Genomic DNA, 20636 nt, shown 5'->3' with positions numbered 1-20636 from the left:
AGAATGGTTGCCGCTACGCCACAGAATGATCGTCGTTGGATGGCTCTCCCTCGCTTGATCGCCGATAGATCATGTCGCGCAGTAGTCGGTCTGTTTTTCGCAGTTGGTGCGGCGATGCCAGCAGTGAGCTTTGCTCAAACGCCGCAGCCCGGCGGAACGCTAACGGCGATCATTCAACCCGAGCCGGTCATCCTCACGGCCGCCATCAACACCGCCGCGCCGACCGGAACGGTCAGCGGCAATATTTTTGATGGACTTGTCGACTACGACACCAGCCTAAACCCTCAGCCGGCGCTGGCGGAGAGCTGGGAGACTGCGGCGAATGGATTGTCGCTCACCCTTCGCCTGCGCAAGGGCGTGCTCTGGCATGACGGCAAGCCGTTCACGTCGGCGGATGTGAAGTGGACCTTGGAAAATGTCTGGAAGACGATCCATCCGCGCAATCAGGCGACCTTCGCCAAGGTGAAGCAGGTCGATACCCCCGACGACAACACCGTCGTCTTGAGGCTGAGCGAACCTTCCCCCGCGATCCTCAGTTCACTGAACAGCAACGGCGCCCAAGTGCTGCCGAAGCATCTTTACGATGGCACCGATATTCTCAACAATCCGAACAACAACAAGCCGGTCGGCACGGGGCCGTTCGTGTTCAAGGAATGGAAGCGCGGTGAGTACATCGTGCTGGAACGGAATCCGAATTACTGGGCCAAGGGAAAGCCGTATCTCGACAAAGTGATCTACAAGGTCGTTCCGGATGCGGCGGCCCGATCGGCTGGCTTCGAGAAGGGCGAAATCCAGTATGGCTCGCTCAGCCCGGTGCCGCTCAAGGACGCCGAACGGCTCGGCAAGCTGCCCGGCCTCAAGATTGAAACCAGCGGCTATGAATGGCTGTCGCCGTTCCTGTTTCTCGATTTCAATGTCGAACGTGGACCGCTGAAGGATGCACGCGTTCGACATGCGTTGGCACGTGCAACCGATCGCAAGGCGATTTCCAACGTGGTCTGGTACGGCTTTGCCAAGCCCGCGACCAGCCCCGTTCCTTCAACGCTTGCGGCGTTTCACGACGCGAGCGCCGACAAGGATGCGTTCGACGTCAAATCGGCGGATGCGCTATTGGATGAGGCCGGATTCAAGCGCAACGCGGACGGCACCCGCTTCTCCCTGTTCATCGACTACATACCCTATGGCGACGATTTCAAGCGGACCGCGGAATACATCAAACAGGCGTTGAAGCGTGTCGGCGTCGACGTCACGATCAGGACGCAGGATACCGCGGCATTTACCAAGCGGGTCTATGGCGACCGTGACTTCGATCTTTCGATCGCATGGTTTGCAGCGTTTTCCGATCCGCAGATCGGCGTGACCCGCGCTTACTGGTCGGCATCCGTCGGCAAGAACATCCCTTGGACTAATGGCTCCGGCTACAAGAATGCCGAGGTCGATGACATCATCTCGAAGGTCCAGGGCGAGGCCAGCGCCGAGAAACGCATCGCGCTGTTCAAGGACTTTCAGAAGATCGTTCTGACCGACCTGCCGACGCTGCCGCTGGTCGAGCTAAAGTTCTTCACCGTTCAGGCGGCGAATCTCAAGACCTCGGCCATTCGCGGCGATCAGGTTTATGGCAGCTTCCGCGATTTCTGGTTTGACGTTCCGAAGCAGAATTGAGCTGGGGCAATCATCATGAAATTTTTTCGGGCAATCTCTTTCCAAACATCATTGGTCGCACGACTATCGGTCCTGCTGGCTGCCGTGGCGGTCATGCCGGCGACGCCGGCATGCGCAGCCGGCGGTCCGAAGCGCGGTGGAGCGCTGACGGCCATCGTGCAGCCGGAGCCGGTCACCCTGACGCCAGCATTCAATACGGCAACGCCGACGCAGATCGTTGCGGGAAATATCTTCGATGGCCTGGTCTATTACGACCCGGCGCTGAAGCCGCAGCCATCGCTCGCGACGGAGTGGAAAGTTGCGGAGGATGGCCTCACCATCAGTTTCAACCTGCGCAAGGGCGTCAAGTGGCATGATGGCAAACCGTTCTCGTCCGCGGACGTGAAATGGAGCCTGGAGAATGTCTGGAAGACCATCCATCCGCGCAACAAGGCGATATTCGAGAACGTCGCTACGGTCGATACGCCTGACGATAATACGATCATCCTTCATTTGTCGAAGCCGTCGCTGCCAATTCTGAGCGTGCTCAACGCCGTCGGTGCGCCGATTCTGCCGAAGCATCTTTATGAAGGTACCGACATCCTGAACAATGCGTACAACAACAAGCCGGTCGGCACGGGGGCATTCGTCTTCAAGGAGTGGAAGAAGGGCGAATACATTCTGCTGGAACGCAATCCGGATTACTGGGAGCCCGCAAAACCCTATCTCGACAAAGTCATCTTCAGGATCATTCCCGACGCGGCGGCGCGCGCAGCGGCGATCGAGAAGGGTGAGGTGCAATATGCGACATTCAATCCGGTGTCGTTCCGCGAGGTCGAGCGCCTTGCCAAGCTGCCGTCGCTAAAGGTCGATACACGCGGCTATGACTGGCTGTCGCCCGTGCTGTATCTCGATTTCAATGTCGAGAACCAGTATCTCAAGGATGTCCGCGTCCGTCAGGCCATCGCATTTGCTCTGGACAAGGAAGCGCTGGGCAAGGTCGTCTGGTATGGCTACGGCAAGCCTGCTGTCAGCCCGATTCCGACGGCACTGACGGCATTCCACGATGCCAGCGTGCCTAAATATCCGTTCGACCTGAAAAAGGCCGAAGCCTTGCTCGACGAAGCCGGCTTCAAGCGCGGGCCTGATGGGGTGCGGTTCACGCTTAATCATGACTTCCTGCCTTACGGTGACGACTATAAGCGAACCGGCGAATATCTGAAGCAGGCGCTGAAGCGTGTGGGTATCGAGATCAACATCCGCGCCCAGGACACCGCAGCTTTCATTAAACGCGTCTATGCCGACCGCGACTTCGACATTTCGAGCTCCTACAACGGCGCTTTCCCCGATCCGCAAATTGGCGTCGTTCGTGAATACTGGTCGGGCTGGCTTGGCAGCAAGACGCCGTGGACGAACGGGTCGGGCTACCGCAATGCCGAGGTCGATGGTCTGATCCAGGCCGCTGCGGTCGAAGGCAATCCGAAAAAGCGTACTGAAGATTTCAATCGTTTCCAGCAGATTGTTCAACGCGATCTGCCGACTTTGCCACTGCTCGAACTGCGCTTCTTCACATTGCACTCTTCCGCCCTGAAGGACGTCGTCCTGCAGGCGGACCAGTCCTATGGCTCGCTGAAGAATGCATGGTTCGATCAGGCGCCGGCGCAGAATTGAACGCTCGCGCATGATCCCTGTATCGGCCAGATTTCTCGGGCGGCGAGCCCTGCAACTCGTGATCGTGGTGCTGGGCATTGCCATCACCAATTTCTTCCTGCTGCGGCTAGCGCCGGGTGATGCAGCACAAGTGCTGGCAGGTGAGGCTGGCTCGGCAACGCCGGAATATCTGGCCGCGCTGCGCAAGCAGTTCGGGCTCGATCAACCGCTGCCGGTGCAATTCGCCCTATATTTGCGCAACCTTCTGTCGCTCAATCTCGGCTTCTCGTTCCGTCAGGGCTTGCCTGTGCTCGAACTGATCGCCCAGCGGCTCCCGGCAACGCTGTTGCTGATGGGTACGTCGATCACGTTCGCATTGCTGGTCGGTTCGGCGCTGGGGATCGCCGCCGCGCGCCGCGCGGGCAGGGCGACCGATACCGTGATCTCCACCATTGCGCTGTTGTTCTATGCGACGCCCGTGTTCTGGACCGGGATCATGCTGATCGTGGTCTTCTCGGTGTGGCTTGACTGGCTACCGGTCGGCGGCATGACCAGCATCGAGCGTGGCTATATCGGCCTGGCCTATCTGAAAGATGTCGCGGCACATCTGGTACTTCCTGCAACCACGCTTGGGCTGTTCTTTCTGGCCGTTTATACGCGGTTGATGCGCGCGGCGATGATTGACGTGCAGCGGCAGGACTTTGTCAGGACTGCCGTCGCCAAGGGCCTTCGTCCGGGGCGGATCGCCTATCGTCATGTTGTACGAAACGCGTTGCTGCCTGTTCTCACCATGCTCGGCGTGCAGGTCGGGGCCGTGCTCGGCGGCGCTGTGCTGGTTGAAACCGTGTTTTCGTGGCCCGGGCTGGGTCGGCTCGCTTTCGAAGCGCTGTTTCAGCGCGACCTCAACCTGCTTCTCGGCATACTGCTGTGCAGTTCGGTCGTGGTGGTCTTGGCCATGCGGCGATCGACTTCCTGTACACTGTGCTCGACCCGCGCATCGAGCTCAGCTGACCATGGCCCTCGTCGATATCGTTGCGCATATCCCGCCGGCGCGCATCGCGCAGGATAACGCGTTCTTCCGGACGGCAAGACAGCCGTCGGCGGTTGTGGGCGTATTGTTGCTTGGGTTCGTCGTGGCCATGGCACTGCTTGCCCATCAGATTTTCCCTGGCGATCCCCTGGATTTTGCCGGTCAGCCATTCCTGCGTCCCGGCCAGGATCCCAGCTTTCCGCTCGGCACCGATATGCTGGGGCGCGATCTGGCGTCGGGGATATTTCACGGTGCGCGCATCTCGCTTCTGATCGGCGCGGTGGCGACCGCCATGTCACTGGTGATTGGGGTCGGTGTCGGCGCCTTCGCAGGATATTACGGCGGCAAGATCGATGCGTCGCTGATGCGGCTGACGGAGTTCTTCCAGACGATTCCGCCGTTTCTGTTCGCGCTGACCATCGTCGCCATCCTGCAGCCCTCCATCGCGACCATCGTCGGAGCGATCGGCGTCACAGCGTGGCCGAGCCTGGCACGGCTGGTGCGCGCCGAATTCCTTAAACTGCGTCACGGCGACATGGTGCAGGCGGAGATCGCGCTCGGTGCGTCCGACATGCGCATTATCTTCCGCCATCTGCTGCCCAACACGCTGGCGCCGATCATCGTCTCGGCATCGGTCATGGTCGCGACGGCCATCCTGACCGAATCCAGTCTGGCGTTTCTCGGTCTCGGCGATCCGAACGTGGTGAGTTGGGGTGGCATGGTCGGCGCCGGGCGCGAAGTGCTGCGGTCGGATTGGTACATCGCAACACTGCCGGGGGTGGCGATCGTCGTTGCGGTGCTCGCGCTCAATCTGCTGGGGGATGGCCTCAATGACGCCGTCGACCCGAAACAGGAGCGTCGGTGATGGGCGAGCCAGTGCTGTCGGTCGATGGGCTGAATGTCAGGTTCGACCGCAAGGGCGGCGCGCTGACCGCCGTGGACAGTCTCAGCTTCGACATCTCTGCGGGAGAGACGCTGGCCATCGTGGGCGAATCCGGCTGCGGAAAGTCGCTCACCGCTCTTGCCTTGCTCGGCCTCGTGGCGGCGCCCGGCCGCATCGAGGGCCGCTCTGTGAAGCTGCAGGGGCGCGACATTCTTGGCCTTGAAGGCGAGGCGCTGCGCCGGCTGCGTGGCAACCGGATCGCGATGATCTTCCAGGAACCGATGACGGCGCTCAATCCGGTGCTGACCATCGGCGAGCAGATCATCGAGGCCATCACGGCACATGAGGACATTTCGCACCAGAAGGCCTGGGGTCGCACAGTCTCATTGCTTGATCGGGTACGGATTTCCGATCCACGTCGCCGCGTGAACGATTATCCGCATCATCTCTCCGGCGGCATGCGACAGCGGGTCATGATCGCCATCGCTCTCGCCTGCAATCCGGCGCTGCTGGTGGCCGACGAGCCGACCACGGCGCTCGACGTCACCATTCAATCGCAGATCCTGGAGTTGCTGGATCAGATCAAACGCGAGTCCGGCGCCGCCATTCTGTTGATCACGCACGATCTCGGTGTTGTCTCGGAATATTCCGATCGCGTGCTGGTGATGTATGCGGGCCGCAAGGTCGAGGAGCGCACTACCCGTGATCTTCTGAAGTCGCCGCTGCATCCCTATACGCGCGGATTGATCGCAGCGCGGCCGGGGCGCCATCACGTCAACGGCCTTCGTACCCGACTGAGCGAAATCCCGGGCATGGTGCCTTCGCTGGCCGAGATGCCGCATGGATGCGGCTTTGCCGCGCGATGCTCGTTTGTGGTCGACGCCTGCCGGATCGCGCGGCCGCCGCTGATACCCGTTGGCGCAGATGGCGCCGTAGCCTGTCTGAGAATTGAGGAAGCCCGTGCATCAGAACACGCAGCCGCTCGTTGCGACGCATATTGAGCCACTGCTCACGGTGAACGATCTCGTCGTGCGCTTTGCTTCTTCGCGCGGAACCGTGCAGGCGGTTGACGGCGTCTCGTTGTCGATCAAGCCCGGTGAAACGCTTGGTCTCGTCGGTGAATCCGGCTGTGGGAAATCCACGCTCGGCCGGGCGATTGCGCGGCTGGTCGAGCCGCAAAGCGGCAGCGTTCGGCTGGGCGGCGTCGATCTGACGCGCCTGACACGGAGCGGCATGCGGCCCTATAGACGCGATATCCAGGTCGTATTCCAGGATCCGCTGGCCTCGCTCGATCCGCATTGTACTGTCGGAATGCTGATCGGTGAACCGCTCAGGATTCATGGCATCGGCGATCGGCGGCAGCGCCGTGACCGGATCGCCGATCTGCTTTCAAAAGTGGGACTTTCCGCGGATTCCGCCGACCGTTATCCGCATCAGTTCTCGGGTGGACAGCGGCAACGGATCGGCATTGCCCGCGCGCTGGCGCTTGATCCACGACTAATCATCCTGGATGAACCGGTGTCTGCGCTCGATGTGTCCGTGCAGGCTCAGATCCTGAACCTGCTGGTCGATCTGCAGTCCAAACTCGGCGTGGCGTATCTCTTCATCAGCCACGACCTGTCCGTGGTTGAATATGTCAGTGATCGCGTCGCGGTGATGTATCTCGGGCGTATCGTGGAGACATCGACCCGGGAGAAATTGTGGTCAAGCCCCGCGCATCCCTACACGCGAGCGCTGTTTGACTCGATCCCGCGCATCGATACCGGCGGTCTCGGTCGGCGGCGGCATATGGTGCAGGGCGATCTGCCGAGTGCCTATAATCCGCCAGAAGGATGCCACTTCCATACCAGGTGTCCGCGCGCAGAAGAGTTATGTGCTGTGGAAAGTCCAGTCCTTCGCACCGTGGCAGACAGCCACGTAGCGGCGTGTCATTTCGCTTGAATGCGCGGGCGCGCCACCGTCGGTGCTGTTAGTGCGATCCTGGCGCTGGGCGGTTGCCTGCCACCGTGTTTGTGCTGCCTCTTCCCTTGATCGCAGCAAAGTCTCTTCCAAACCGGGCTAACAAAAGAATTCCGTCAGCTCGGGAGAAATTCATAATCATTGGCGTGGCGGCGCAGCGAAAGTTGCCCGCCGCCGTCATCGTCATCTCGCACACTTACATAAGGGACTCGTCAATGAAATCGGCTCACGTATTGCGGCTGGCCATGGTCGCTCGCACCGGCGGGGTGGCCGCATTCCTGTTCGCCACTATTGCAGCAGGTCTACCTGTCGCAAATGCACAAGAGCCAACGACCATTCGCGTGGGTGTCACGGCTGGCCCACATGCGGAAGTGCTCGACGCCGTCAAGAAGGTGGCCGCGGAGCGCGGGCTCGACATCAAGGTCGTTGAATTCACGGATTATGTGTTTCCGAACCAGGCCCTGGCCAACAAGGATCTTGAGGCCAATTCGTTTCAGCACGAGCCTTATCTGAAGAACCAGATCTCCAAGACCGGCTGGAAGCTCGTGAAGGTTGCCTACACCACGGTTTCTCCGATGGGCTTCTACGCGAAGAAGTACAAGAGCGTTGCCGATGTCCCAAATGGTGCGACGGTTGCGATTCCCAACGACCCGACCAATGGCGCGCGTTCGCTGCAGATTTTGGCAGCGAATGGCGTGATCAAGTTGCGAGACCCCACCAGCGTCACCGCGGGGATCGTCGATATCGCGGAGAATCCCAAAAAGCTGAAATTTGTCGAGCTCGATGCTGCGCAGCTGTCGCGGTCGCTGGCAGATGTCGATGTGGCGGCGATCAACAACAACTATGCCGTCCAGGCTGGCCTCGATCCCGTGCGCGACAGCCTGATCAAGGAGCCGCTGGAAAGTCCGTGGGTCAATATTATCGCCGTGCGGGAAGAGGACAAAGGCAAGCCATGGGTGGCGAAGCTGGTCGATGCCTATCACTCAGAACCGGTGAAACAGTTCATCCTGACGCGATTCAAGGGCGCTTATCTGCCGTCGTGGTGATGGAGGTCTGGAGCCGCCACGCCAGCGTGGCGGCTTCGCGACAATTTGTTCAGGTGCGACAGGCCTGCTGGCCCTCAGCGGCGAAACTGCGCGCCGGGGTGCGTGCCGTGAAGCAGGGCGCCTCGACCCGGAAACAGCTTCTCGCGTAACGTCCCCGCGCCGTATTCGGTCTTGTACAGCCCGCGTGACTGCAACTCCGGCATCACGAGATCGACGAATGCCTCGAGCGATTCCGGAGCCACCAGACGGACGAGATTGAAGCCATCGATATCGGTCTGCTCGGCCCAGTCGGCGAGCTCGTCCGCGACGTCCTGCGGCGAGCCAACGACGAAGGGGGCTCGCGCACCGATCGCGCTCAGGCTGGCGAGATCGCCGACGCGCAGCGGCGTTTCGCTGCGCAGCGTGAGGTTCTCGACCATCGATTGGATCGCGTTGCTCTTGACATATTGCAGCGCCTGATCCGGGCTGTAGGTCGAGAAATCGATGCCGGTCCAGCCCGAGAGCAGCGCGAGCTGCCCTTGCTGGTCGACATAGCGGCTGTATTCCGCATGAAGATCGTTCGCCTCCGCGCGGGTTGGCGCAACGATCACGGTCAGACCGGCGAACAGCCGGATGTCGTAGGGATCGCGGCCAAAGTCTTTTGTGGCCGTCCGGATGTCGCGCACGGCCTTGGCGAGGATCGGCTTGGTCTGGCCGTTCAGGAAGATAGCTTCAGCATGCTTGGCGGCGAAGGCGCGCCCGCGCTTCGAGGCGCCAGCCTGATACAGCAATGGCGTGCGTTGCGGGGAGGGCTCGGAGAGGTGAATGCCATCGACGCGGTAATGCGGACCGTCGTGGCGGATGGTGTGAACCTTCGTTGGATCGGTGAACGTGCCGGTGGCACGATCGCGACGCACGGCGTCCTGCTCCCAGCTGCCCTCCCATAATTTGTAGGCCGCCGTGAGGAAGTCTTCGGCGACATCATAACGGTCGTCATGGGCACGACCGGCCGCAAAGCCCATGCCGCGCGCCCCGCTGTCGAGATAGCCGGTGACGATATTCCAGCCGATCCGGCCGCGGGTCAGGTGGTCTAGCGTCGAAAATCGCCGCGCGAATTGGTAGGGATGCTCCAGCGACATATTGGACGTGATGCCGAAGCCGAGGTGCTTGGTGACCAGCGCCATGGCCGAGACCAGAAGCGTGGGGTCCGCATTCGGCAATTGCACGCCGTGCGACACGGCTGTGTCTGGACTATCACCGAACACGTCATAGACACCGAACACGTCAGCCAGAAAGATGCCGTCGAACAACCCGCGTTCGGCGATCCGCGCGTAGTCGATCCAGTAATCCAGATTGTTGTAATCGATGGATGCATCGCGCGGATGAGACCAGAGCCCGGCCCAGTTATGGCTCGGCGCGGTCATGTTGAAGGCATTGAAGCGAAGCGGTCGGCGGGTGGTCATGGGATTCCTGGTTGGGAGGCAAGCGAGGCGCGGACTTAAACGTTGCGCCTCGCGGGATCAACACTAGCTGTCGAAACCGGCCGGAACAAAGGCTGGCAATTTCTCCTCGATATAGCGCTTGACCTCCGGCGACCTGAAGACTTTGATGAAGGCGGCCAACCGTGGATCGTCCTTCTTGTCCGTTCGCGCCGTGAAGCGCAGCACCAGCCCGTCATCGATGGTCTTGTCGATGATGAGCGCGGACTTCGGATCGCCGCCAGCAGGGATCAGATAGGTGATGTTGACCAGCCCGAGCGTGACATCGTCCAATGACCGGTAGGTCTGTGCCGGGTCCAGTTCGACGATTTTCAGATTTTTTGGATTCTCAACGATATCGAACTTGCTGACCGCAAAGCCCTTGCCCGGCGCGAGTTTGAGCAGGCCGGCGCGCTCGAGCAGGATCAGGCCACGCGCGCCGTTCAACGGCTCATTGGGAATGGCAACGCTGTCGCCGGACTTGATCTCGCTCAGGCTCTTCACTTTTTTCGAGAACAGGCCGACCGGGGCGATGACGCCGACCTTATCGACCTGAGCCAGCGTGAAGCCGCGCTGCTTGTTCTGAATCGCAAGATAGGTGCTGTGCTGAAACAGGTTCGCGTCGGTATCGCCGCTCTGGACGGACTCGTTGATGACAATCCAGTCGGTCAGTTCCACCACCTTGACGTCAAGGCCCTTATCCTTGGCCAGCGATGCGGCGAAGGAGACCAACTGGCCGACCGGTCCGGCGCTCGTCGCGATCTTGAGTGGCTGATCCGCGGATGCCGCGCCGGTCAGGGCAGCCAGAAGACCCGCTGCTCGTGCGATCCGTAGTAATGGCTTGATCATATTGCTCGCTCCTCGTTGATGGCGCTCGAAGTCTAGGCGAGCGCTATCCCGAAATAACGAGACGGATATTGGTTTGTTGATGCGTGTGAGAGACGAAGTGTAGCGCGCAACCCGCTGACGGAGATCAAAGCGGCCGGCGGAGAATAAGTGCGCCGCTCGGGCGAAGTTCGTGGATGAGTTTTTCGCACCTAAATCCGCTCTATCTCACAAATGGCGAAGAGGCGAAAACTTCAAGTGATACGCGATCCATCGAACAATATTGCCGAGCATGCGAGCAATATGAGTGCATTGTCTACGCCGGTTGTGATCTCATTCCTCCGTTGCCTCTCAACATGGAGATCATCGACATGGCCATCATTCTTCAGGTGAACTACACGCCCAGCGCTCAGCAGGATCAGCAATCCGACGCCGCGCGCATCGAGTCGGCCGAGAACATTGCCAAAAACGTGGCTGGCCTGCAGTGGAAGGTCTGGATTTCGAACACGACCGAAAAGCTGCGTGGCGGCATCTATCTGTTCGACGACCTCGACAGCGCCAAGGCGTGGGGCGAGGGCAATCTGCGCGAGCGACTGGCTGCTGGTGGTGGAACCAACATCTCCATCACCTATTTCGAAGCCAACGAGAAGCTCAGCGCCATCACGCGTGCGGCATTCTCGAAATCCGCCATCGCTGCCTGATCTGAGTTTCACATGACATCGCCAGACCGTTCCGCCGCCTTGAATGGTCTGGCGAATTTTCCGCTGCTCGATGCGCTGTTCGGACGACGCTCCCGCCGTTTCGGCGTCGGCATGTCGATTCCGGACGGGCCTCTTGCCTATACATCGAAGCTGCCGCCGCAGCCGTTGAGCGAAATCGAGCGCGCCGTGCTGATCGCCGTAGGCGTCGGCATCAGCGGCTGGAATCTGGGTATTCCCCATACCGAGGTGGGTGAGCCCGATACAGGCTGTAATTACACTGTGAGGCCGATCGGACGCACCTTTCCCAGCGGCGCGGCCACGCACGGCTCCGAGATCCTCATCAACGACGACAGCGGCGCCTATATCACCCGGTTTCGCGACCTCGATGCGTCCGCCATCCAAGAATATGCCGGCGTCGATGATCTGGCACGCCTAGCCGAATGGCTGCGGCCGCATATCATCAAGCTCAGCGATCGTCGCATCGAGTTTCCGCCGGAATATCCGTATGTCGCCTCACATAACCGATGGGTTGCCAACAAGCCCGGCAGCACGCTGATCATTCCGATCAGCGATCAGGTGGAATCCACGTTCAACCAACTCTGGATTCGAACCGGCGAGGGTGCGGTTGTGACCGATCCGAAATCCGGCCGGGTGCTCGGTAACCCCGCCGACCTGATCGACGCGGGCATATTGCGGCGCGACCGTTCGGTGCCGTTGTCTGTGATCGAGGGCAATTCCAGAACCAGCACGACGGCCGAATTGTCCATTGCCGCGTACAACGTCCACCTCGTGATGCAGGCAATGGGACTCGGCGGCTGGTTGTTTTCAGGCATCAACACGCAAGCGATCCTCGGCGCTTTCGCGCCCAAGGGTATCGATGGTTACGGCTTCCGTTTCGATCGCCGCGACGGCTGGGTGCAGCCCAACCCGATCGGCCTCGATGGTTTCTTTGAGCCGCTGATCCCGCCTTATGTGCCGGACATGCATGTGGCAGCACAGCGCTTTGCCGAGCGTAAATTCGGCCCGCGCGGCAACCACAATCCGCAGCGCCCGGGTCCCTATCTCGACAATGGCGGCGTCAAGTCCCGGACCGATGCCTATAGTCCCGCCTTCGTACGCTATCTCGGAACGCTGGCGCAGGACATCTACGATACCTACGGAAAATTCCCCGGTACCCAGCCGAGTGTCGGCGTCGCGGCCTATACCCAGGCGCACCATATCGACCTTGGATTCTACGATACGCACTACAAGGACGGTGCCTATCTGCAGACCCATGCCGATCACCAGCGCGTGTGGCATGGCGTCGATAAGACCCCCGACGATAAGTAGTTCTGACCGTTCCATCGCCGTACGCGTGATTGCGAGCGTAGCGAAGAACCGTCCGCGCTGTCACCGCTTGCAGCGACCTGCGACAGGTTGCCACGACTGGAAGGACATTCCGGGTGAATGAGCTCGCACATTCGATCCATTCGGCGATTCCGACATTTGCGAGAAGGCCATTTTTGGCTGCGTCAGACGGTCAATTGACGCGCTGCTGGTGCAGTGAGGAGATGCATTCGGGAAATTTGTCGGCCGGGGGCGACGTTCGGCAACTGATATTCAGCCCTGTGCTCTGCCCATTGATGGAGAATGATTGTGAAACTGAAATCGATTATCGCAACCACGCTGGCCGTGGGCCTTGGCGCCGTCGCACTGGCGACAGCGTCATTCGCGCAAGGCAGCAGCCCGCTGGTCAACGGTGAATGGCTCGAGAAGAATCTGAACGATCCGAAGGTTCGCGTCGTCGAAGTTAGCGTCGAGCCGGGCATCTATGAGCGCGGCCATATCCCCGGCGCCCAGAATGTGGTGTGGCACACGGACCTCGTCGATACGGTGACCCGTGACATCGCCTCAAAGGAGAAGTTCCAGGAACTGACGCGCAAGCTGGGCGTCGATCAGGACACCACCGTCGTTCTCTACGGTGACAACAACAACTGGTTCGCGGCCTGGGGTGCCTGGGTGTTCGATGTCTATGGCGTCAAGAACGTCAAGCTGCTCGATGGCGGCCGCAAGAAGTGGGAAGCCGACAAGCGTCCGCTGGATACGCGCAATGCATCGGTACAGCCGGGCAAGCTGACGGTCTCCGAGCCGAACCAGAAGCTGCGTGCGCGCCTGGCCGATATTCGCGCGGCATCCGACAGCAAGAATGCTGCAATTGTCGATATCCGCTCTGCCGATGAGTATTCCGGCAAGATCTTTGCGCCGCCCGGTTCGCAGGAATTGACGGTGCGGGCCGGCCACGTCCCCGGCGCGCTTAACGTGCCATGGGGCCGCGCGGTCAGCGAAGACGGCACCTTCAAATCCGCCGATGAGCTGAAAAAGCTGTATGCCTCCGCTGGCATCGACGGATCGAAGCCGATCATCGTCTATTGCCGGATCGGCGAGCGATCGAGCCACACCTGGTTCCTGCTCTCGAAGATCCTTGGCTATGACGTCAAGAACTATGACGGCTCGTGGACCGAATATGGCAATTCGGTCGGCGTCCCCGTAGTCAACCTTGCGGGTACGGTCTGGAGCGGCAAGTGACCGACGGCACATCCGTGGAAACCCTCACAGGGTCTTCACGTCGTGACGAACAGGCGCCGGGTATCGACCCGGCGCCTGCTGCGTTTGCAGACCGCAAGGTCTCCGTCACAGTCGCTCTTGCTATCGTGCTGGCAATCGGCGTCTCCGCCTATGTGCTGCACGGGCAGGGCAGTCCGGCACTCGCCATCTCGCTGCTGTTCGGCGCGGCGTTCGGCATCGTGCTGCAACGCGCGAGGTTCTGCTTCTTCTGCATGTTTCGCGAATGGCTCGATGATCGCGCACCGCAGGGCGTGCTGGGTCTCATCGTGGCGCTCGCCGTCGGCCTGATCGGCACGACGCTGGTGTTCGGTGCATGGTTGCCGGATGCCGGCACCGGGCGGCTGCCGCCGGATGCGTTCATCGGGCCTGTCAGCTTCGCGCTCGTGGCTGCCGGAATCGCGTTCGGCGCGGGTATGGCGATTTCCGGTTCCTGCGTCAGCGCGCATCTCTATCGGCTCAGCGAGGGATCGCCCACAGCGCCATTCGCACTCATCGGCACAATTATCGGCTTCGTGCTGGGCTTTGTCAGCTGGAACACCGTCTATCTTGCCGCCGTTGCAGATGCGCCGGTGGTGTGGCTGCCGCGGACGCTTGGCTATGCCGGGCATCTTCTGGTCGCGGGCCTAGTGCTCGGCCTGATCGCCTATGCCGTGACGCGATCGACTCCGCAGAAACCGGCCGAGCATGCGCGCGCACGCGACCGGGTGACCGCGATCTTTGTTGATCGCTGGCCGGCATGGATTGGCGGCGCCATCATCGGTGTGCTCGCGACCATGTCGTATCTGCGCGTCGCGCCACTCGGGGTCACGGCCGAACTCGGCAGCCGCGCACGGCAGCTTGCAGGCGCATTGGAACTTGTACCCACGCGCCTGCAAGGCCTCGATAGTCTGCGCGGCTGTATTGCCGTCGTCCGCGACGCGCTGCTGTCGCCGAACGGCGCGTTCGTGCTGGGACTGGTCGCCGCATCGCTGGCCGCGGCACTGGTGGCCGGGCAGTTCAAGCCGCAACGTCCGCGGATCGACCACGTCCTGCGCGGTCTTACGGGTGGCGTTTTGCTGGGATGTGGCGCGATGACCGGCCTCGGCTGCACCGTCGGCACCCTGTTCTCCGGCATCACCGCCGGTGCGTTGTCGGGCTGGGTGTTCGGCGCGTCGCTGTTCACCGGCATGGCGGTCACGCTCTGGAGCGGTCGCCGGCTCGGCCTGTTGCCGCGCGGTTGATGCCGGTGAAGCCCGGATACCGGCGTGCCGCGATGCCTGATCGGCGGCATTCGAAAATGGTGAGAGCGCATTGCGTGCATGCTATGATTACTCAACTGTAGTCGAAATCCATTGAGATTCCATCTCGCGTGAGATCATCGAAAGCGGCGCGGTCGTTGTTGAAAGTAGGAATTTCTTATTCCGCGCAGCACATTGACATCTCATTTGCGCTCGGAGACATGCCGCGGAACTCATAAGGAGATGATCATGAAGTTGGGACATTCGCTGCTGGCCGCCGCGGCGGCCATTGTGTTGCAGGCGGGCATCGCAAGCGCGCAAGATTCCCTGCGCATTGGCGCGCCGCTTCCGCTGACGGGTGCGTTGGCTCCGGAAGGCGCAAAACTGAAGCAGGGCTATGAGCTCTGGCAGGAGAAGGTCAACGCGGCCGGCGGCATCAAGGCGGGCGAGAAGAAGCTGAAGATCGAACTGGTCTATTACGATTATCAGTCGACGACGCCCAAGGCGGTCCAGCTCGCCGAGAAGCTGATTACCGACGACAAGGTCGATTTCCTGTTTTCACCGTTCGGCTCCGGTGCGGCAAAGGCCGTGAGCGCGGTGGCCGAGAAAGCGGGCGTACCTCTGCTGGCATCGAGTGCGTCGTCGGCCGAGGTGTTTGATCAGGGGTACAAGAACCTGTTCGGCCTCTATACCGACAACAGCACGCTGAGCGAACCGATCGCGGATCTCATCAAGGCGAAGCTGCCGAACGTGAAGCGTATCGCGATTCTGGCGCGCAACGATCTCTATCCGTTGTCGTTGGCCAATGAATTCGAGAAAAGCGCCAAGAAGCGCGGCTTCGAGGTCGTGTTCTTCGAGAAATATCCGATCGGCACGCTGGATCATTCTTCTGCGTTGACGCAGTTACGTGCCGCCAAGCCCGATTGGGTGGTGGTGACCGGCTACATCAACGACCTCATTCTGGCCCGCAAGCAGGCCGGAGAACTGAAGGTCGGCGGGCAGGCTTACACGCTGATCAATGGCCCGGCCTACAAGGAGTGGATCGATGCTGTGGGCCCGCTGTCGGAGAATGTCACGACCGCGAGCTGGTTTCATCCGATACTGAATTACAAGAGCGAAGACGTGTTCGGCTCGACGCAGAATTTCGTTGCGCAATTCAAGACCAAATATGGTGCCGAGCCAGATTTCACCCAGGCGTCAGGCGCGGCGGTCGGTGTCATTCTGCAGCTGGCCGTCGAACGCGCCGGCTCGAAGGATCGCAATGCTGTCCGCGAGCAACTCGCGAAGGGCGGCTTCAAGACCTTCTTTGCACTGATCTCGTTCGGCCCGACGGGTATCGCCAACTCCTACATCCCGCCAGTCTATCAGATCCAGCAGGGCAAGGTGCAGGTGGTCTATCCCGCCGACATCGCCACCAGCGATTTCCGGGCGACCCCGGGAAATTGATCTTCTGACGCTTGCGAGGCCGTGGCAGTGCGTTCTGCCACGGCCTCTGCATTGAGGCATCGACATGCTCTGGATACAGGTGCTGGTCAACGGACTGGCTTTAGGTGGGCTCTATGCCTGCATCGCCGCCGGCTTTTCGCTGGTCTGGGGCGTACTCAACATCATCAACATCCTGCATGGGTCGCTGATCGTGCTCGGCGGATATCTGGCTTTCTTCGCCCATCAATCGTTCGGCATCAGCCCGTTCCTGTTCGCGCCGCTGGCGGGAGCGATCATTTTCGTGCTCGGCTATGTCATCCAGCGCATCGCGATCAATCCGGTGATGGGACGACCGGTGCTGATGACGCTGGTGCTGACCTTCGGACTCAACCTGTTTCTCGACAATGCCATGCTGGCCGGGTTCAAGGCCGATTACCGCAAGATCAATCTCAATCCGCCGCTTGGTGTTTTCGAGTTCGGCGACATCATCCTCCCCATCGACCGCGTCTATGCCACAGCGGTCGGGCTGGTGCTCGTCGTCGCCTTGGGACTGCTGCTGCGTTTCACCCAGCTCGGCCGCGCCATCGTGGCGGTGCGCATGGATCGTGATGCCGCGTCGCTGATGGGCATCGACGTCAAGCGTACCTATGCAATCGCGTTCGCGCTCGGAACCTTCATGGCGGGATCGGCCGGCGCGCTGCTCGCTGCCATCTTTCCGATCTCGCCGGTGTCCTCCGGCGGATATCTCGGCAAGGCGTTCGTGATCTGCGTGCTCGGCGGTCTTGGCAGCATCCCCGGCGTCGTTGCGGGCGGCTTTGCGCTGGGCGTGATCGAGAGTTTTGGCGCGCTGTTCATCGGGCCTGAGAATGCGCTGACGATCTCCTTCCTCCTTTTGCTGGTGTTGCTGGTGGTCAGGCCCACCGGGCTGCTGGGCCGCAAGGGGTTCAACTGATGCGCTGGAGGATATTCTTGGTCGCCGCCGGGCTGGTGCTGTTCATTGGGTTGTTGGCATTTGGCGACAACTATGTGCTGCGCCTCGCCACTACGGTCGCGATGTATGTGACGCTGGCCGTCGCCTGGAACATCGTCGGTGGTTTCTCCGGCTATCCGTCATTCGCGACAGCAGCCTTCTTCGGGCTTGGCGCCTATGCGGGCGGCCTTGCATCGTCGGCGGGTGTGCCGGCAGTTGCCGCCTGGATCGGTGCCGGTGTGTTCACGGCCGTCTTCGCGACCGCGCTCGGGTTCGCGATCCTGCATCTGCGCGGGCACTATTTCGCGATCGGCAGCCTCGTCGTTGCTGACGTGCTTCGCGAGGTAACCAATTCCTGGACGTCGCTGACCGGTGGCGGCATGGGCCTGAACGTGCCGTTGCTCGGCGGTAGTTCGAACAGCCAGGCGCAGTTGTTTCTCGTGGCGATGAGCGTCGTCGCGGTGGCAGCGGTTGTTGCATCGATCTGGATTGATCGGGCACGGCTGGGTGTCGCACTTCGCTGTATCGACCAGAACGAGGACGCCGCGCAGGTCATCGGCATCGATACCCGGCGCGCCAAGGTCATCGGTTTTACTTTGTCCAGCCTGTTCATCGGCATCGCCGGCGCGATCTATGCGTCATGGGTCAGCTATATCGATCCATCCGACGTCTATGATGTCTCACTCTCGGTCAAGCCGATCATCATGGCCCTGCTCGGTGGTGTCGGTACCATCGCCGGACCGGTGATCGGGGCCTTCGTCTTCCTCGGACTGGAGGAACTGATCTGGCGCAACAGTCTCGAATTCCACGCAGGCTTCCTCGGCCTGTTGGTGGTGGCGCTGGTCCTGTTCCTACCAAGCGGCCTTGGAGCGCTGCGCGGCCGTGGGATGCTGTCATCCATTGCCGCGATCATGCGGAGAAAGCCGCGATGAGCACACTTCTCACGATGGACCATCTCTCGCGCCGCTTCGGAGGCTTGCTGGCGCTTGACGATGTATCGGTGGCACTGAAGGAAGGCGAGATCATCGGCCTCATCGGTCCGAACGGCGCGGGCAAGACGACCTTCGTCAACGTCGTTACAGGCGTTCTGAAGCCGACATCGGGGACAATCGATTTCGCCGGACGGCAGATAGGTGGATTGCGACCGGACCTTGTGGCCCGCGCGGGCATCGCGCGCACTTTCCAGATCGTGCAGCCGTTTCCGCGTATGACTGTGCGCGAGAACGTCGCTGCTGCCGCGCTGTTTGCCGGGGGTGTTCCGACGCGCGAGGAGGCCAGCCGCGATGCCGACCTGCATCTGGCTTTCTGTGGGCTGACGCGTGAGGCCGATACGCTGGCGTCAGCATTGACGCTTGCCGGCCGCAAGCGGCTGGAACTGGCGAAGAGTCTTGCATCGAAACCGAAGCTGCTGCTGCTCGACGAGGTCAATGCCGGCCTAAATGCGGCGGAAATCGACAATGCCTTGCGCCTGATCGCCGATATCGCCGCCAAGGGCATTACCGTTCTGCTGATCGAGCATCTGATGAAGGTGGTGTCACGGTCCTGCAGCCGGCTGCTGGTGCTGCATCAGGGCCGGTTGGTGGCCGATGGCCCGACGGCCGAGGTCATGCAGGACGAAGGGGTGATCGAGGCCTATCTCGGTAAGCGCTTTGCCAGGCTGCAGAAGGAGATCACACCATGAGCGCGACCTTGCTCGAGGTCCGTCATCTCGCGGTTGGCTACGGCGACGTGCAGGTGGTCTGGAACGTCGATCTCGCTATTCCGCAGGGCGATGTCGTCGCTCTCATCGGGTCGAACGGCGCCGGCAAGAGCACGATCCTGCGCGCTTTGTCCGGATTGCTGCAACCCACCGGCGGCACGATCGTGTTCGACGGTGAGGAGGTGAGGGCAGCGTCGCCGCTGGATTTCGTCCGCCGTGGCCTGATACATGTGCCGGAGGGACGGCGCCTGTTCGCCGGCCTGTCGGTGCTAGATAATCTGATGCTCGGCGCCTATGGCCGCAGCAATCGCGGGGCGATATCCGCCGACATCGAGCGCGTCTTCGACCTATTTCCCCGTCTGCGTGAGCGGCGCAGGCAGGATGCCGTTACGCTATCAGGCGGCGAACAGCAGATGTGTGCGATCGGCCGCGGGTTGATGGCGGCGCCGCGCTTGCTGCTGATCGACGAATTGTCACTCGGACTGGCGCCAAAAGTAGTCGATGAATTGATCGAGGCGCTGCGCAAGGTGAATGCGGCGGGGACGAGCCTGCTGGTCGTGGAACAGGATGTGGCAACCGCGCTCGAATTCGCCGATCATGCCTATGTCATTGATCAGGGCCGCAGTGTTGCGGCCGGCACTGCGGCAGAGATATTGCGTGATCCGTCGGTTCGCGCCGCTTATCTTGGAATCTAGGTTTTACTTTCAGAAGGACACGGCATGGCCGAGCAACATCCCCGGGTCGATTACTATTTCAGCTTTATCTCGCTGTGGTCCTACATCGGCAGCCTGGTGTTCCAGGACATCGTGAGACGCCACCACGTCGACGTTGTCTACAAGCCTATCGATCTGCTGACGGTGTTTGCGGCGGGCGGCGGCAAGCCGGTTCGTGAGCGGCCGCTCCAGCGCCAGGCCTATCGGCTCGTCGAAATGGAGCGCTGGAAGGCGATCCGCAACATTCCGCTCGTCACATGGCCGAAGTTTTATCCTGCCGACCCGTCGCTCGGACATCGCATGCTGCTGGTCGCAATTGCCGAGGGTCGCGACGTAGCAGCCTTCGTTCATGTCGGACTCAAGGCGGTGTGGGCCGATGAACTGGACGTTACTGATGCCGAGACGCTGGTGCGTCTGGCCGATCAGAGCGGTCTCGACGGGCGACGGCTGCTGTCCGGCGCCAACGACCTTGCCGTGCAAGAGCGCGAGGTGAACCTGACGCGCGAGGCTGTCGACAGGAAGCTGTTCGGTGCGCCCTTCTACTTCTATCGCGACGAACCCTTCTGGGGGCAGGATCGTCTCGATCATCTCGAACAGGCGATCACGTCGCAAAGGCCGCCGATCGCGACGCCGGATGTCCGAGCAGCAGATTGATCCTGCCTGAGCGAACTCCTGAGGATTTACTCGTCACTTGACGGCATCATGCGGGAAGGTGCGAAGACCGCTCGATTGGGAGGCGTATCCCGAACTCGAACTCATCCGGGACACACCGATGCGAGGATCGGCAAGGCCCACGACACTTCCGGCAAGCAAGTC

The 20636-nt window shown here is 61.0% G+C and carries 18 protein-coding genes and 1 pseudogene; 17 read left to right on the top strand and 2 right to left on the bottom strand.

The window, feature by feature from the left end:
- The first annotated feature begins 114 nt into the window (after window positions 1-114).
- The 7 genes and pseudogenes from AC1RLZ_RS14035 (at window position 115) to AC1RLZ_RS14005 (ending at window position 8209) form a co-directional block, all read left to right on the top strand.
- Complete coding sequence (locus tag AC1RLZ_RS14035; RefSeq protein ID WP_439086164.1) at window positions 115-1662, top strand: ABC transporter substrate-binding protein; 1548 nt, start codon at window positions 115-117, stop codon at window positions 1660-1662.
- Window positions 1663-1677: 15 nt separating this feature from the next.
- A complete protein-coding gene (locus tag AC1RLZ_RS14030) occupies window positions 1678-3312 on the top strand; it encodes an ABC transporter substrate-binding protein (RefSeq protein ID WP_439062453.1) in 1635 nt (544 codons plus the stop codon).
- A gap of 10 nt (window positions 3313-3322) precedes the next feature.
- Window positions 3323-4302 (top strand): annotated as a pseudogene (locus AC1RLZ_RS14025) (ABC transporter permease).
- 2 nt (window positions 4303-4304) lie between these two features.
- Window positions 4305-5186 carry an ABC transporter permease gene (locus tag AC1RLZ_RS14020; protein WP_439086162.1) on the top strand — a complete coding sequence of 294 codons (882 nt, stop codon included), beginning with the start codon at window positions 4305-4307 and terminating at the stop codon, window positions 5184-5186.
- The gene (locus AC1RLZ_RS14015; protein WP_439062456.1) at window positions 5186-6205 is read left to right on the top strand and encodes an ABC transporter ATP-binding protein; all 1020 of its coding nucleotides are present in this window, start codon (window positions 5186-5188) and stop codon (window positions 6203-6205) included. The genes AC1RLZ_RS14020 and AC1RLZ_RS14015 overlap by 1 nt, the downstream gene beginning before the upstream one ends.
- Window positions 6165-7145 (top strand): ABC transporter ATP-binding protein, encoded by a 981-nt coding sequence (locus AC1RLZ_RS14010; RefSeq protein WP_439062457.1) that lies wholly within the window; start codon window positions 6165-6167, stop codon window positions 7143-7145. Before AC1RLZ_RS14015 ends, AC1RLZ_RS14010 begins: the two co-directional genes overlap by 41 nt.
- Window positions 7146-7408: 263 nt before the next feature.
- Window positions 7409-8209 (top strand): MetQ/NlpA family ABC transporter substrate-binding protein, encoded by an 801-nt coding sequence (locus AC1RLZ_RS14005; protein ID WP_441229014.1) that lies wholly within the window; start codon window positions 7409-7411, stop codon window positions 8207-8209.
- Between the two features lie 74 nt (window positions 8210-8283).
- Here AC1RLZ_RS14005 and AC1RLZ_RS14000 read toward each other — a convergent pair whose 3' ends face one another.
- A complete protein-coding gene (locus AC1RLZ_RS14000; RefSeq protein WP_439062458.1) occupies window positions 8284-9651 on the bottom strand; it encodes an LLM class flavin-dependent oxidoreductase in 1368 nt (455 codons plus the stop codon).
- A 63-nt stretch (window positions 9652-9714) separates the two neighbouring features.
- Entirely contained in the window at window positions 9715-10515 is an 801-nt protein-coding gene (locus AC1RLZ_RS13995) for a MetQ/NlpA family ABC transporter substrate-binding protein (RefSeq protein ID WP_439062459.1), read from the bottom strand.
- A 347-nt stretch (window positions 10516-10862) separates the two neighbouring features.
- Here AC1RLZ_RS13995 and AC1RLZ_RS13990 point away from each other — a divergent pair, with 347 nt between their 5' ends.
- From AC1RLZ_RS13990 to AC1RLZ_RS13945, 10 genes are all read left to right on the top strand, one after another.
- Window positions 10863-11192: a YdhR family protein gene (locus AC1RLZ_RS13990; protein ID WP_439086161.1), complete on the top strand. Its 330-nt coding sequence runs from the start codon at window positions 10863-10865 to the stop codon at window positions 11190-11192.
- 12 nt (window positions 11193-11204) lie between these two features.
- A complete protein-coding gene (locus AC1RLZ_RS13985; RefSeq protein WP_439062461.1) occupies window positions 11205-12521 on the top strand; it encodes a hypothetical protein in 1317 nt (438 codons plus the stop codon).
- A gap of 312 nt (window positions 12522-12833) precedes the next feature.
- The gene (locus tag AC1RLZ_RS13980) at window positions 12834-13757 is read left to right on the top strand and encodes a sulfurtransferase (protein WP_439088509.1); all 924 of its coding nucleotides are present in this window, start codon (window positions 12834-12836) and stop codon (window positions 13755-13757) included.
- Window positions 13754-15016: a YeeE/YedE family protein gene (locus AC1RLZ_RS13975; protein ID WP_439086160.1), complete on the top strand. Its 1263-nt coding sequence runs from the start codon at window positions 13754-13756 to the stop codon at window positions 15014-15016. Before AC1RLZ_RS13980 ends, AC1RLZ_RS13975 begins: the two co-directional genes overlap by 4 nt.
- Window positions 15017-15262: 246 nt before the next feature.
- The gene (locus AC1RLZ_RS13970; protein WP_439086159.1) at window positions 15263-16459 is read left to right on the top strand and encodes an amino acid ABC transporter substrate-binding protein; all 1197 of its coding nucleotides are present in this window, start codon (window positions 15263-15265) and stop codon (window positions 16457-16459) included.
- Window positions 16460-16523: 64 nt separating this feature from the next.
- Complete coding sequence (locus tag AC1RLZ_RS13965; protein ID WP_439057503.1) at window positions 16524-17390, top strand: branched-chain amino acid ABC transporter permease; 867 nt, start codon at window positions 16524-16526, stop codon at window positions 17388-17390.
- 17 nt (window positions 17391-17407) lie between these two features.
- Entirely contained in the window at window positions 17408-18340 is a 933-nt protein-coding gene (locus AC1RLZ_RS13960) for a branched-chain amino acid ABC transporter permease (protein ID WP_439062465.1), read from the top strand.
- Window positions 18337-19089 carry an ABC transporter ATP-binding protein gene (locus tag AC1RLZ_RS13955; RefSeq protein ID WP_439062466.1) on the top strand — a complete coding sequence of 251 codons (753 nt, stop codon included), beginning with the start codon at window positions 18337-18339 and terminating at the stop codon, window positions 19087-19089. The genes AC1RLZ_RS13960 and AC1RLZ_RS13955 overlap by 4 nt, the downstream gene beginning before the upstream one ends.
- The gene (locus tag AC1RLZ_RS13950; protein WP_439062467.1) at window positions 19086-19802 is read left to right on the top strand and encodes an ABC transporter ATP-binding protein; all 717 of its coding nucleotides are present in this window, start codon (window positions 19086-19088) and stop codon (window positions 19800-19802) included. Before AC1RLZ_RS13955 ends, AC1RLZ_RS13950 begins: the two co-directional genes overlap by 4 nt.
- A gap of 24 nt (window positions 19803-19826) precedes the next feature.
- Window positions 19827-20474, top strand: coding sequence for a 2-hydroxychromene-2-carboxylate isomerase (locus AC1RLZ_RS13945; RefSeq protein ID WP_441228869.1), 648 nt, complete (start codon window positions 19827-19829; stop codon window positions 20472-20474).
- Window positions 20475-20636 lie beyond the last annotated feature (162 nt).

The organism is Tardiphaga sp. GW822-FHT04G09 (assembly GCF_058800725.1).
This window is presented reverse-complemented; position numbering and strand designations above follow the sequence as displayed.